The sequence below is a fragment of the Pandoraea sp. PE-S2T-3 genome (assembly GCF_002179965.1).
GTDB lineage: Bacteria > Pseudomonadota > Gammaproteobacteria > Burkholderiales > Burkholderiaceae > Pandoraea.
In genome coordinates this window covers 371,379-384,793 of record NZ_NGUQ01000037.1, presented here as the reverse complement: position 1 = coordinate 384,793, position 13,415 = coordinate 371,379, and the positions used below count along the sequence as shown (strand labels likewise).

Sequence of the window (13,415 nt, the reverse complement as noted above, 5' to 3'; positions counted from 1 at the left end):
CCCGTATGACCCCGTCGCCATCAGCAGCTCAGAACGGGCAAATAACACCCCCGGATTGCCTGCCCCAACAGGCCGTCCGATCAGACGTCAGCCCACATCCGCAGCAGGTTGTGATAACTGCCCGTCAACTGCACGAGCGAATCGCCGTCTGCGCCCTGCTGGGTAAGCCGCTGGATCGCAATATCCATGTCGAGCAGCACGCTGCGTTGCGCGTCGTCTCGAATCAGGCTCTCGATCCAGAAGAACGCGGCGAGCCGCACACCACGAGTAACCGGATTGACCTTGTGCACGCTCGTTCCCGGATACAGCACCATGTGGCCCGCCGGCAGCTTGACGGCGCGCTCGCCGAAGCTGTCTCGTACCACGAGTTCGCCGCCATCGTAGCTGTCCGGTTCCGCCAGAAACAGCGTCGCCGACAGATCGGTGCGTACCCGCTCGCGCACGCCCTTGATGCCGCGCACGGCGTTGTCGACGTGATAACCGAACGCCTCGCCGCCTTCGTACCGATTGAACAGCGGCGGATAAATGCGGCGTGGCAACGCCGCCGACATGAACACCGCGTCCTGACTCAGGCGACGCAGAATCTCTTCGCCGATACGCTGCGCCCACGGGTCGTCTTCGGCCAGTTGGCGGTTTTCCTTCGCCTGCGCCGACTGCATGCCGGCCGTGGCCTTGCCGTCCACCCACGACTGCGCCTGCAATTGCTCGCACAACTGGCGCGCTTCGTCACGGCTGAAAACGCCGGGAATCTCGATCATCATGATGCTGCTCTCCTGCTATCCCACGCGATGGCGCCCGCCCCTAGGCAAGCGCCATCGCACTCACTACGTGGTCAAAATACGCTCAGAACGCAATATCCGCGCTCACCGTCACCGTGCGCCCTGCCCCGGGCACGCCGTAAAGCTGGAAGCCGTCGAGCGACGCCCCGATGCGCGAGAAGTAGAACTTGTTGAACACGTTGTCGAGATTCACATTGACGTGCACGTGACGGTTCACGCGATAGCGCGCCGCCAAGTTGTGCACCCAATAGCTCGGCGCCTTCTCGCCATCCTTCACGTAGATGGCATATACGCCCGACGGCCCCTGCGCGTAGCTGCTGTTGTTGTTCTGTCCGCCCACGTACGCGTTGTCGGTGTAGCGGCGACGGCCCACATACTGCACGCCGTAGCTCAGCGACAGATCCGGCGTGACCTTGTATGAAGTCCACAGCGAGCCGCTCCAGTCCGGCACGTTGGCCGCTTCCGCGCCCTCGTTCGCCCCCTTGGTGATGCGGCTCCACATGCGCGTCACGCCCGCAAACACCGACCACTTGTCCGTGATGTTGCCCTGCATGCCGAGCTCGATCCCGTCGACACGCTTCGCCGGTAACGCCCGCACCGGCGACGTGTCGTCGCTCGTGTATTCCCATGAATTGCTCAACTCCGTGCGGAAGAGCGCCGCCGTCACACCCAGCGCACCGCCCGCCAGATCCCACTTGGTCCCCAACTCATAGGTCTGCGACGTGGCTGGGGTGTAGTTGTTGGTCGTGGCAGTCCCGTAGATCAGGTTGTTCGTGCTCGCGCCAATGGCCGTGGGCTGGGTGGCGCGGCTGTACGACACGTAAATGCTGCCCGGCTCCACCGGCTTGTAGACCAACCCGGCACGCCCGCTCCATGCGCCGTCAGTGCTCGACGTGGTGGCGCCACCGCTCGCCGCCGTGGTTTCGGCGCGCCAGCGGTCATAGCGCAACGAGGTCAGGACCTGCCAATGCTTCGAGAGCGTGATGGTGTCGCTCGCAAACAGAGCGGCGTCGTTCACGACCGAGCGGGACTGGTTCGTGCCTTCCATCGACCACGTGCCGGCAAATGCATTGGACGGGTTCGCCAGATTGAAGAACATATCGCCCGCGGGCACGTAGGCCGCGCGCGGCAGCCCGCCATAAGTCTCGCGATAGAACTCGAAGCCGGTCACGACGTCATGTTTGAACGGCCCCGTGTATGCCGTGAAGCGCAGATCGGTCTGATTGTCGAGAATCTGATACCGCGTGGAATTGCCGAAGTTGCTGCCGCGCAAGATGCCGTAGCCCGGCGACGTCAGCCCGTAGTTGGTATAGGCGTTGACCCCGCCAATGTTCGACAACGGGCCTGCGCCGATGTACCCGAGCGTGGCGCAGCGCGTGCCCGTGCAGGTCTTGCTGCCATCGGCATTCGCGGCGAAGAATCGGGCGGGCGAAAGCACCGAGAAGTTGTCGGTCTGCTGCCAGCGCAATTGGCTGCGCACGCGCGTGGTGTCGTTGAAGTCGTGCTCCACGCGCCCCGACAGCGACGTGCTTTCCGTTTGCTGGGTGTAGATACCAGCGGCACCGTACCAGTTACTGGTTTTCACCCCCGGCATGACCTGCCCGCCCGTGCCGCGCTGAATCGGCAAGCCGGTGTCGGGCACGTTGTTGTCCTTCTGATGGAACACGTCGAGGAACACGCGGGTGCTCGTGCCCAGCCCCAGACCCAGCGACGCGGCAAGGCCATAGCGATCGTTGTTCACCTCATCGCGCCCGGCCACGCCATTGTGATGCGACATCAGGTTCAAACGCAGCGCCGTCGAGTCGCCCAGTTGCTGGTTCAGATCCGCCGTCATGCGACGGTAGCTGTCGCTGCCCAGCCCGAACGACGAGCGGTAGAAGCTACCCAGTTCGGCCTCTTTGGTGACGAGATTCACCGAACCACCCAGCGCCGCCACCCCCGATTCCACCGAGCCGGTGCCTTTGTAGACTTCCACACGGTCGATGTCGAAGGTGTCGTTGCGACTCGATAGCCCTGCGTCGCGCACGCCATCGATGGTGATGCTCTGCTCCCCCGAGAAGCCGCGAATCGAGAACAGATCGCCCCAGCCCAGATTGCCCTCACCCGACATGAAGGTGATGCCCGGCACGTTCTTGAGGATGTCTTGCAACGACTGCGCGTTCTGCTCGTCGAGCACGGCTTTCGGCACCACGGTGATGCTCTGCGGAATATCGCGCAGCGGTGCGGTGTACTTCGACGACGAAACGGACTCGGCCTTGTAAGGCGCATCGACGGTGGCAGTGACCGACGTCGCGGGCAACATGACGCCGCCGACGCCCACCGGCAGCGTGGCAGCAGGCGCGGCAGGTGCTGACGTGCTGGCGTTACTACCTGCCTGCGCCGTCTGCGACGCTGGCGATGTTTGTGCGGCAGCATGGAGCGACGCGACGGCGAGTGCCGCCGCCAGTGTCAGACGTGTATTCAGTCGCGCGTTCGGTCGCGTGTTCAGACGGGAATTCGACGGGTTCAGGTACTTCATCTGGTGTTGTGCGTTATGAGATGAACAGGCAAAAAGCGTCCCCGCCCGCGAGCGGCGCGAATCAGGTATCGCGCCTCAAGCGGGTTTCTGACCCTTTGGGTCAACGTTGGACAGACAGGAAAGATCGACGCGGCCGGCGTGGCGCTATGGCTGGGCAGGCGTGAGCCGGACACGCCGGTGCGAGAGACCGGCGGGCCGCGTCGGGGTCACGGATGCGCGTCTAGACCGGCGTCACGACGTCATCCACGATCAGTTGCGGCAACCCGCGCGAGCAGCGCTCCACGCGTGCTTGCACGTCGAACACTTTTGCGATGGCCTCGGCAGTGACGACATCGCCGACGTCCCCGGCTGCGACCACGCACCCTTCGCGCAGCAACACAGCGGCATGCGCGTGGCGCATCGCAATCGACAAGTCATGCATGACTACCACGGTCACCATGCGGCGCGCTGCCGTCTCCCGTGCGATCAGCCGCATGACTTGAAACTGGTGATGCAGATCCAGCGCCGAGAGCGGTTCGTCCAGCAGCAAGATGCGCGGCGCGCGAATGAGCGCTTGCGCCAATCCGACCAATTGCCGCTGACCGCCGGAAAGTTCGTCGAGAAAGCGCATTGCGAGCGCCTCCACGCCGAGTTGCGTGAGCAATGTCATGACGACGGCCGGCGTAGGCGCCATCGCGCTCGTGGATTCTCGCGACGCATGACGCGCGCCATGCCCAGCTGCGAGTACTGATTCCAGCACGCGAAGGTGCACGCCAGCCGGCAACGCCTGTGGCAGATAGACCACGTCACGTGCCGGTGCTCGGCCGGTGCATCGATGTAATACGTCATTGCCGAAGGTCACCTCACCGTGACCGGAGACCAGCCCGGCCAGCGTGCGCAGCAACGTCGACTTGCCTGAACCATTGGGACCGAGCAACGCCGTGACCGAACCCGCCGCCAGCGCGGGAAGCGACACGCTGTGCAGGATGTGACGGCGGCCGATCGACACATCGATATCGCGCGCCGACAGCGCGAGAGACTGCGTGCTCGCGTTCATAACGACCTCCCGCTGGCACGCACGACAATCACGAGGAAGAACGGGATACCCACGAGCGCCGTGACGATGCCGACCGGGATGATCACGCCCGGCAACAGCGTTTTCGATGCAATCGACGCGAGCGACATGACGAGTGCGCCGACGATCACGCAGCCCGGCAAGTAGAAGCGATGGTCTTCACCGAACAACCCCCGCGCGATATGCGGTGCCACAAGGCCGACGAAACCAATGGTGCCAACGAACGAGACCGTCAACGCCGAGAGCAGCGACACGCGCATGAGCGTCATGAGACGCAGACGTCCCACACGAATGCCGAAACTCGCCGCACGCTCCTCGCCCAATCGCAGCGCGGTCATGGCCCACGACTGACGCCACGCGAACACGGCCATGATCGCGAGCACGGCGGCAAGCACGCGCACCTGCGTCCAGTCGCTGCGCGTGAGGCTGCCCAGCGTCCAGAACACTAGGCCCTGCAACGCGTCTTCGGTTGCCACAAACTGCATCAGCGACACCAGCGCATGGAACACGAACACGAGCGCAATGCCCATGAGCACCACGCCAGATGTCGGCAATCCGCGCCAGCGCGCGACACCGTCGAGAATCAGCGCCGACGCCAGCGCAAACAGAAACGCGTTGACCGGCACGACCCAGCTATCCGGCACACCGGGCACATGCAGATTGAGCACGATGGCCAGCGCCGCACCGAACGCGGCAGCCGCCGACACACCCAGCGTGTACGGGCTCGCCAGCGGGTTGTCGAGAATGGTCTGCATCTCGCCGCCTGCCAGCCCCAGCGAACCGCCGACGAGTACCGCCATCAACGCGTAGGGCAATCGGATTTGCCAGACAATCACCTGCGCATCGGGGCTCGCCGTCGCAGGTGCGACAAGCGTGCGCCAGAGATCGCGCCAGCCCAGTGCCGACGGCCCGTGCGTGAAATCCATCGCCAACGCCAGCACGATCAATCCCGCCAGCGCAACCAGCCACAGCGCGCGGCGCAGATTGAGGTGGCGATAACCGCTGGCAATGTGCGCTTGCAGCGCGTCTTCGGCGGCCAGCTTTGCCGAGGTTGCCGCCACAGGCACCGCGTTCATCCCATCCGCCTCGTTGGGCATCTCTCCGGCCAGACTCACGGCTTGTCTCCGTCGACCCAGTACGTGCCGTGATACGGCACCGCCAGAAAGCGCTGGTGAATTTCGGTGAACGTGGCGTTGGCGTCGATCTGCGGGAAGCGTCCCGGGTAGAACCAGTTGAGCATCGCCTCCACGGCCACGATGTTGTAGGGCGAATCGTAGAAGTTGTGCCAGAGGCCATGCGTGCGGCCTTCACGCACCGCCTTGATCGATGCGATGCCCGGCGTCTTCACGAACGCGTCGAGCGATGCCCGGGCGTCGGCTGCCGTCGTCTCGGCGCCTACGTGAATGCGCAACTGGCTCGCATTGCCGCGCGTGCCCGTGCCGATGTAGACGTCAGGCTGGGCCGCCAGTACGTGTTCCAAGTTGAGGTCGCCGATCACACCCGGCAGGAGATCGCCCGCAATGTTCTTGCCACCGGCGGCATCGACGAATTCGCCGATATTGCCGCGGCCGACCGTATGACAGCAGCCGGGCCATACGCCCGCGAGCATCTGCACGAATACCTTCGGACGCGCGCTGTTCGGAATGGTCGCCACCGCGTCGCGCACGGCTTTCAGATGCGATTGGTACAGCGAGATGTACGCCTCGGCCTGCGCTTCGCGCTGCATCGCCTTGCCCATCAGGCGCAGGCTCGGGACGGTGTCTTCGAGCGGCTGCTGACGGAAGTCCACGAAGATGACCGGCACCCCGGCGGCGGCGAATTCTTTCACCAGCGCGTTGTGACGCCCGGGGCCATGACCGCCGATGCTGAAGATCGCAAGATCGGGTTTGAGGGCCAGCGCTTTTTCCGCACTGACGGTTGCCTCGGACGACTGGCCGATCTTCGGAATCGTGTCGATCTGCGGGAACACCTTCTCGTACTGCTGCCACGTTTGCGGGTCGAGCGACTGCAACTCCCCCTGCCAGCCGACAATGCGCGCCAACGGCTGCTTGCCTTCGAGCAATGCCACGGCGTAGAGCAAACGCCCCTCGCCCAGCAAGATGCGGTTGACGTGGTCGGGCAGTGTGACCTGACGCCCCGCCATGTCGGTCACGGTCTCGCCAGCCTGCGCGGGGGACGCAATGACCATCGCAGCAAACGCCGTGACAAGGGTTGTAAGAAGGGTCGAGGCAAGCGCAATCGTCGCAGCGCGCAACGAACGCATGAACGCAAAGGAAAACTTCGGCATAACGGTGACACCCGGCGTTGAATTAATAACAATTCTCATTTCCATTAAAATGTAGCGCCGGGGTGTGTTGGCTTCGTGTTGACGGGATGTCGTTATGTATTGGTTTGTATTGAGATGTATCGATGTGTGGGCGGTGCGCGCAAGGACGGCGCGCGCCGGTAGACTGCCATTCTTTGCCGTATCGCCGTGATGCCCTCCGCTCTTCCGCCCAGCGCGACCTCGCGCCCTGTCGCCCCCGCCCCCCGCTCCCGTTTGCTGGTCGTTGACGACGATCCGCAGATTCGCGATCTGCTCTCCGATTACCTGCGCGAGTCAGGCCTCGATGTGCTCACCGCCGCCGACGGGCAACAAATGTGGGATCAGTTGGCGCAGACCAGCGTCGACGTGGTCGTGCTGGATCTGATGCTGCCCGGGGAAGACGGCCTGTCGTTGTGCCGTCAGTTGCACGCGCGCGGCGATGTCTCGGTGATCATGCTCACGTCGCGCGGCACCCTGCTCGACCGCATCGTCGGCCTCGAAGTCGGTGCCGATGACTACCTGCCCAAGCCCTTCGACCCGCGTGAATTGCTCGCGCGCGTGAAAGCCATCTTGCGACGGGGGCCGCGTTTGCCTGCGGGCGGTGGGGGTCATGCGCCGGCGTTGCCGCAAGCCTCGGCGAGTGGCGCAGGCCTCCAAACGACGCCCGTTGGCGCACCCGCCGCTCCTGTACCGTCGCGCGCGCAAGCCGCGTTCTTCGATTTCGACGGCTGGCGGCTCGATACGCTCGCGCGTCAGCTCATCTCGCCCGAGGGCCGCGTGATTACGCTGGGTGGCTCGGATTACCGCACGTTGCAAGCGCTCGTAATGCATCCGCATCGGCCGCTCTCGCGCGACTTTCTGCTCGATTGCGCCTTCGGGCGGCACGGCGCGGCCAACGACCGCGCCATCGATGTCTGCATCAGCCGCCTGCGCGCACATCTCGATACCCGCGCGCGGCCTTCACCGCTGATTCGAACGGTGCGCAACGAGGGCTACATGCTCGCGGCAGACGTGGTGAGTGCCAGTGTCTGACTTGCCACACAAGACGTCAGCCGTGCGCGACACGCCCACGCTTGGCCGCGCACGCCGCTATTTCCACTGGCTCGGCTGGCCGCGCACGCTCTCCGGCCGGCTCGCGCTGATTCTGGTGGTCGGCATGCTCGCGACGCAGTTGGTGACGGGCACGGTCTGGTTCGACGCCCGCTATGGCCGCGTGGCTGAGGTGCCAGTGCGGACCGGCGGCGCGCGCATTGCCGACGCGGTCAAACTGTTCGACGTAGTGCCGGTGACCGAGCGTGCCGCGCTGATGGAGCGTCTGCGCGCAGCGGGTATCGACGTGCGGCCGATCGATGTGCCCACGCCCGCGCACGCCATGGAGCATTTCTCGGATGATTTGTTCGACGGTGTACTGCGGGCGCAACTCGGCCCCGATCACCCGTTCGTTGCGCGCCCTGTCGTGCTCTACGACGACGCGAGCGAACCACTCACGCTCGCCACCCTGCTGCGGGCGCACGCCCCGACCGCGCATCTCGCTGCCGACGTGAAACTTCGCGATGGCCAGTGGTTATCCGTTGCCGTCGTGGCCGGACAAGCGGGGCTGGATTTGCGCCCGGGGGCCGCGTTTGCCGATTATTTCGTGCGTATCTATCTGATGCGCATTCTCGCGGTGGTACTCATCGCCGTGGTGGCCGTGCGGATCGCCCTGCGACCGCTCGCCCGCTTGTCGGCCGCCGCCGACCGGCTTGGCCGGGACATCCACAGTCCGCCGCTCGACGAGACTGGCCCCGCCGAAGTGCAGCGCGCAGCGCAAACGTTCAACGCCATGCAGCGCAGCCTGATCGACGCCATGCAGGCTCGTACGGCGTTTCTCGCATCGGTGTCGCACGATCTGCGCTCGCCGCTCACACGATTGCGCCTGCGCGCGGAAACGCTCGCCGAACCGAAGCAACGCGAACGCTTTCGGCACGATCTGATGGAGATGGAAGCGATGATCGCCGCGTCGCTCGATCACGTGCGTGGCGTGCCGAGTGGCGAAGCGTTGCGCGATGTCGATATCGACGCCCTCCTTCGCGCCGTCGCCGAAGACGCCCGCGAGACGGGTGGCGACGTGCGGGTGCGCGAGCAAAGCACAGCCGGTGGCGCGGGGCTGGTGCGCGGCTATCCGCGCACGCTGCGACGTTGCTTGCAGAATCTGGTCGATAACGCCGTGCGTCATGCCGGCGGGTGCCGGCTCTCGGCCAATCTGTCCCCGCAAGGCACACATCTGGAAATCGTTGTCGATGACCGGGGGCCCGGCATTCCGGAGGCGGAGCTGGCCGCAGCGGTTGAGCCGTTTGTCCGGACCGGTGCGGCGCGCCACGACACGCCGAGCGCCGATGCCGCGACGCTCGCACCCGGCATGCAGGAAATTCCGGAAGGCGTCGACGGCGTGGGCCTCGGGCTGGCCATCGCCCGCACCATTGCGCAAGCCCACGACGGCACGCTCATGCTCTCGAACCGTCCCGGCGGCGGACTGCGCGCCGTGTTGAGTCTGCCGATCAACGGACCTGACGCGGGCTGATCTGTGCGCGACAGCACGCGCGTTCAGAACTGAATGGTTGCCGTGATGGTGTCCTTGTAGGTATCCGGCGCGGGTGTCGACGGTTGCGGAAGAATTCGGCCGTAGATGGGAATCGATACCAACGCCCCCGTCCCGGTGCCCAGATATGTCGACGTACCGCCCGTGCCATCGCCCCAAGCCGCGGCATACGTGTTGTCCGTATAAAGCTGGTACGGAATGGTCGCGCCCAGCGACTGACCCTTCATGGTGCGCGCCCCGACTTGCCCGCTTACGCCGCTGCTCAACAGAATCTGATAGGCGTCGTTATTGGTGCACTGGACGCCGAGTGAGCCTTGCGCGGTCAGCGTGTTGCGCAACGTGGAGGATGGCCCGAATGTGAGGCCCGTCGCGTTGATCGTGCAGTTGTTCACGACCGTGACGTTGACGGTGAAAGCGTTGGTGGTGCCGTTCGAAAAACCCGTGCCGCCACACGCCGGTGCAAACAGCAGGTAGAACTGATAGGTCATCGTGACATCGCTGCCGGGATAGGTGGTCGAGTAGACGGTGTTGCTGTTTCCCGTCGTCGGCACGGTGGTCTGGTTCGCCCCGATTCTGGCGTAGATGTTGATACTGGTGCTGCCCGTATAGCCGAGGATCGAGTTGCTGTAAGTGGTCGATAACGCGGTGGATGGCGTGTTTCCCCACGGTGTGGCGTAGCCGCTGTCGGTATACAAGTCGTAGGCGATAGTGTTGGGTACGTTGCTGTTCGACAGCGACCGCGGCGTTGCCGCCGAAAAATTCACGCAGATTTTTACGTTCGGCACCAGATTCACGGTGGGCCACGTGCACGTGACCAGCACCGTGCCGGTCGTCGACACGGCGGCACCCGTGATTGGACTGAACGGCGTGAATGCGACGCTCGGCGCGCCCAACGAGCAGCTCTGTGCTTGCGCCGACGGCGATGCGAACAGGGCCGTCATGATCAGGATCGTGAGCAGGAGAAAGCGCTTCATCGGGCTCGCCTCGGCAGTGTAGGGGGCGCAACGATGGCCTCGGGGGTGCAGACCAGCGGTCCGATACGGGCCATGGCGCCTTGCGCGACAGGGTCGTAAGTGAACGTCACGTCGCATGTGCCGTTATCCTGCGACACCACGAGCGTGTTCTCAGGCAGCAAGCCGTCGATGAACGTCTGGCCGTCGTAGCCGACGATCATCTGCGCACCGGTCTCGCGGTGCGTGACCCGCGCGCCCAATTGCAACGGCGCGCCATCCGGGCGCACCAACGTGATGAGTGCAGCGCGGTAGCGATGGACCGGGAACGAGACCAGCACGCCGCTGCCCGTCTCAGGCACCACCGAGCGCGCCGTGGGCATGATGCGCATGTCGGCCGGCAAATCGGTCGTGTCGACGCTGAGGCGATTGGTCTGATAGCCGTTGAGATCGGGAATAACGAGACTGCCGCCACTGTTGGTTCGTCCGACGGGTAATTGTTCGCGCAAGACGGGAACGTCGGCATCCGCATCCGTCTTGACCAGCGCAAAGCTGTCGAAGATGCGGCGCGCCGGGTAGACGCCACCGTCCATGGCAACGAGAGCACCGGTCAGCCCGACGCCGACGCGCGTCTGACCGTCGTAGGTCTGTGCCAGCGCCGACGCCTGCCCGTAGCGGCCCAGATACTGCGCCTGGGCCTGCCCGATGCGCACACTGTCGTTGACACCCCCGAGCACGTTCCACCCCCACCCGCCGCCGTAATCGGGCGTATGCGTCGCGCCGGCAAGCGCCTGCGTCGCGCCCTGCTGGCGAGCCAGCGACACGGAGCCCACGGTGTTCGGGCCCAAGGTGAAGCTGAACATCGCAAACACGCCGTAGCTGCGGCGGTTGGCCATATCCCGATACGCGCCGACATTGAGCGAGCCCGTCGAGCGCACTGGCCACGAGACGTTCGCTGAAATCACCCGGGACGTCGGGAAATCGGGGCCGCGCATGCCGATGTAGCTCAACGACAGTGTTCTGTTCTCCCAGAACGGCGACGACACCGTGACGCGATCCATCGCGGTCGGCACGGCGGAGCCGCCCAGTGTGGCGAGGTCTCGGAAATCTCCGGCGGTGCGCTGGAACAATGAGTCGAACGAGAAATTGCGCGACAGATACTGGTAGCCGATGCCGAACTGGCCACCGTTGCGCCGCCCCGTCGATCCCGACAGCGACCCGCTCAGCACACCGTAGCCGGAGAGGGAAACCAAAGCGCCCACCCCCGCATTCGCGAGGCCGGAAGACCCTTCCGCGTGATATTCCGTTGTCAGGAGATCCGACACGCCGTAGCGATACGCGGCCGACGCCGCAACGCGATGTTCATAGCCCCATGAGCGAAAGCCGTAGTCCGCACGCGGGGCGCCCACTTCGAATGAGTAACTCGACAGGCCCGCTGAGAGCATGCGGGTATCGATGTACAACGGCACGTTGACGACGCTCTCGCGCCCGAGCGCGTCGCGCGTGACGACGCTCGCCTGAAGGTTGCCGATCAGCCCCGGCGCTTCGCGAATCACGAAGGGCCCCGCAGGCACGTTGCCGCCAAAGCGCCGGATGCCGTCGAGATAAACGTCGACGGACGACGGGACTGCGGCCGATCCGCCAAGGGACGGCACCGGGAACGTGACGAGGTCGGGCCGCAAGGCGAAGTTCTTGCGCCATTGCACGCCCGCCAGACGAACCGAGCGCGACCAGGCGAGCGAGCCGGAGATCGTGTCGCCGAGTTGCAAGGTCGTCATCTCGATGGGATTGTCGTGCCGCCAGTACGTGTCATAGCGCAGGTAGGTCTGACTCTGCGGCCAAGTGTCGAACACGCCCGTCTGACTGAATACGCCGCCCGGATGGAAGTACCGCAACTCCGTCCAACTGGACGCACGTGTCATGCGGTCGCGCTCGACCAGCGCGTCATAGTTCAGCACGAAGCCTTTCGACGTCATCGCATTCGCGGCGCGCGGCGTGACACGTCCGATCTGGAACGGCACGCGCAGGGCATCGGGCACGGCGATATCGATGCTTTGCCGCGACGCGTCGTAGCGGTACTGAACGCCGCCAATCGTATCGAGCGGCACCTGTGTGTCGCCCGAGATGCTCAACTGGCTAACGTCGATGCCGAGCGACTGCAAGTCGTCGGCCGCCGCGCTCAGACGCCCGTCGCGCATGATGAAGTGGGCGATGGCGCCGGTGGCGGCGCCGTTGACCGACACGTCGAGATAGTAGTCACCGGGGGTACCGTCAGTTGCCGATGCCGGGGCCAAGGGTGCCAGTGCACCCGCGAACAGACTTGCCACCCACAGGGCGGCCTGCCGCTTGCGACGCAGGAGGCTCGCGCGATTGCCGCATCTCGCGAATAGGCGTGACGTGGCAGCCGGTACTGGCGACACAGCGGCAAGGGTCGAGACCGTGGCCGGGGCAGTCGTGAGGGCGTTCGCGTCAAGACGCGCGCGCTCACGGACCGCCATCGATTTGGACGACGAAGCGTGTGGGAACCGTATTGATCGCGGCGTCGATCGCGAGCGGCTGCGCCGGCGCTTTGTCGACCGGCCACGTGACGTTGAACACGCGCCGCTGCCCCGCAAGTGCATAACCGAGCAGACCATCGGTCACGGGGTGCGATTTTCCGGCGGCATCGACAAGCCGGGTCGCACCGATCTGCGCGCGCATGCCGCCTCGGTTATCTGCTTCCAACTGCCACTTGCCGTCGATGCGCTTGAGTGTGAAGCGCAGGTCGGGCTTCGAGGAGGATGTCGCCGGAACCACGAATACAGGGATCGAATAGCGCATGCGGATCGAGATGCCGCTCTGGACCGGCTGTCCGGGCTCAGGTAGTTCATCGACGAGCAGCCGGAAATTCTGTTCGGCTTGGGGTGACGCGTTCGCCACACGCACCAGCCGAATGATCTGCGAGCTGCCGCCGTCGATGCGCAGAATCGGCGGACTGGCGGCGATGGCATCGGTTGGCGTGAGCTTGTCTTCCCCGTCTTCCTGCGTCCAGGCATAGATCCGAACCTGTCCGTAGACGGGCGTCTCGCCCGGATTGCTCAACGTCATGCCGATGGCATTCTGCTTGGCAGAAAACTCCACAGTGACGGGGGAAATTTGCAGCGTGGCAGAGGCCGCAGACAGCGAGACGAGCGCGGCGGCACACCCGCCGGCGAGCATCGCGCCCCAGCGCAGGCGGAAACCTGTCATCGA

At 64.8% G+C, this 13,415-nt stretch carries 10 protein-coding genes; 2 read left to right on the top strand and 8 right to left on the bottom strand.

Annotated elements, in window-relative coordinates:
• Window positions 1-80: 80 nt before the first annotated feature.
• From CDV46_RS23955 to CDV46_RS23935, 5 genes are all read right to left on the bottom strand, one after another.
• Window positions 81-761 carry a Fe2+-dependent dioxygenase gene (locus CDV46_RS23955; protein WP_087725417.1) on the bottom strand — a complete coding sequence of 227 codons (681 nt, stop codon included), beginning with the start codon at window positions 759-761 and terminating at the stop codon, window positions 81-83.
• Between the two features lie 82 nt (window positions 762-843).
• The gene (locus tag CDV46_RS23950; protein WP_087725415.1) at window positions 844-3,297 is read right to left on the bottom strand and encodes a TonB-dependent receptor; all 2,454 of its coding nucleotides are present in this window, start codon (window positions 3,295-3,297) and stop codon (window positions 844-846) included.
• A 220-nt stretch (window positions 3,298-3,517) separates the two neighbouring features.
• On the bottom strand, window positions 3,518-4,333 hold the full coding sequence (locus tag CDV46_RS23945) for an ABC transporter ATP-binding protein (protein WP_087725413.1): 816 nt from the start codon (window positions 4,331-4,333) through the stop codon (window positions 3,518-3,520).
• Window positions 4,330-5,427: a FecCD family ABC transporter permease gene (locus tag CDV46_RS23940; protein ID WP_441339361.1), complete on the bottom strand. Its 1,098-nt coding sequence runs from the start codon at window positions 5,425-5,427 to the stop codon at window positions 4,330-4,332. The genes CDV46_RS23945 and CDV46_RS23940 overlap by 4 nt, the downstream gene beginning before the upstream one ends.
• A 35-nt stretch (window positions 5,428-5,462) precedes the next feature.
• Complete coding sequence (locus CDV46_RS23935) at window positions 5,463-6,638, bottom strand: ABC transporter substrate-binding protein (RefSeq protein ID WP_254916200.1); 1,176 nt, start codon at window positions 6,636-6,638, stop codon at window positions 5,463-5,465.
• A gap of 189 nt (window positions 6,639-6,827) precedes the next feature.
• On the opposite strand from CDV46_RS23935, the gene CDV46_RS23930 reads away from it, so the two are divergent.
• The gene (locus tag CDV46_RS23930) at window positions 6,828-7,688 is read left to right on the top strand and encodes a response regulator (protein WP_087725408.1); all 861 of its coding nucleotides are present in this window, start codon (window positions 6,828-6,830) and stop codon (window positions 7,686-7,688) included.
• Window positions 7,681-9,216 (top strand): ATP-binding protein, encoded by a 1,536-nt coding sequence (locus CDV46_RS23925; RefSeq protein ID WP_140413475.1) that lies wholly within the window; start codon window positions 7,681-7,683, stop codon window positions 9,214-9,216. Before CDV46_RS23930 ends, CDV46_RS23925 begins: the two co-directional genes overlap by 8 nt.
• A gap of 23 nt (window positions 9,217-9,239) precedes the next feature.
• On the opposite strand, the gene CDV46_RS23920 is transcribed toward CDV46_RS23925, so the two are convergent.
• The 3 genes from CDV46_RS23920 to CDV46_RS23910 are packed head-to-tail and all read right to left on the bottom strand — an operon-like array spanning window position 9,240 to window position 13,412.
• On the bottom strand, window positions 9,240-10,208 hold the full coding sequence (locus CDV46_RS23920) for a Csu type fimbrial protein (protein WP_170935918.1): 969 nt from the start codon (window positions 10,206-10,208) through the stop codon (window positions 9,240-9,242).
• Window positions 10,205-12,682, bottom strand: a complete 2,478-nt coding sequence (locus tag CDV46_RS23915) for a fimbria/pilus outer membrane usher protein (protein WP_176399175.1) — start codon at window positions 12,680-12,682, stop codon at window positions 10,205-10,207. The genes CDV46_RS23920 and CDV46_RS23915 overlap by 4 nt, the downstream gene beginning before the upstream one ends.
• Window positions 12,669-13,412: a fimbrial biogenesis chaperone gene (locus CDV46_RS23910; protein ID WP_254916199.1), complete on the bottom strand. Its 744-nt coding sequence runs from the start codon at window positions 13,410-13,412 to the stop codon at window positions 12,669-12,671. The genes CDV46_RS23915 and CDV46_RS23910 overlap by 14 nt, the downstream gene beginning before the upstream one ends.
• Between the last annotated feature and the right edge of the window lie 3 nt (window positions 13,413-13,415).

Bases quoted from the DNA above. Each gene is read 5' to 3' on its own strand.
- CDV46_RS23950 (WP_087725415.1), bottom strand. From the start codon at position 3,297: ATGAAGTACCTGAACCCGTCGAATTCCCGTCTGAACACGCGACCGAAC.
- CDV46_RS23930 (WP_087725408.1), top strand. From the start codon at position 6,828: ATGCCCTCCGCTCTTCCGCCCAGCGCGACCTCGCGCCCTGTCGCCCCC.
- CDV46_RS23940 (WP_441339361.1), bottom strand. From the start codon at position 5,427: ATGAACGCGGTGCCTGTGGCGGCAACCTCGGCAAAGCTGGCCGCCGAA.
- CDV46_RS23910 (WP_254916199.1), bottom strand. From the start codon at position 13,412: ATGACAGGTTTCCGCCTGCGCTGGGGCGCGATGCTCGCCGGCGGGTGT.
- CDV46_RS23935 (WP_254916200.1), bottom strand. From the start codon at position 6,638: ATGCCGAAGTTTTCCTTTGCGTTCATGCGTTCGTTGCGCGCTGCGACG.
- CDV46_RS23955 (WP_087725417.1), bottom strand. From the start codon at position 761: ATGATGATCGAGATTCCCGGCGTTTTCAGCCGTGACGAAGCGCGCCAG.
- CDV46_RS23920 (WP_170935918.1), bottom strand. From the start codon at position 10,208: ATGAAGCGCTTTCTCCTGCTCACGATCCTGATCATGACGGCCCTGTTC.
- CDV46_RS23945 (WP_087725413.1), bottom strand. From the start codon at position 4,333: ATGAACGCGAGCACGCAGTCTCTCGCGCTGTCGGCGCGCGATATCGAT.
- CDV46_RS23915 (WP_176399175.1), bottom strand. From the start codon at position 12,682: ATGGCGGTCCGTGAGCGCGCGCGTCTTGACGCGAACGCCCTCACGACT.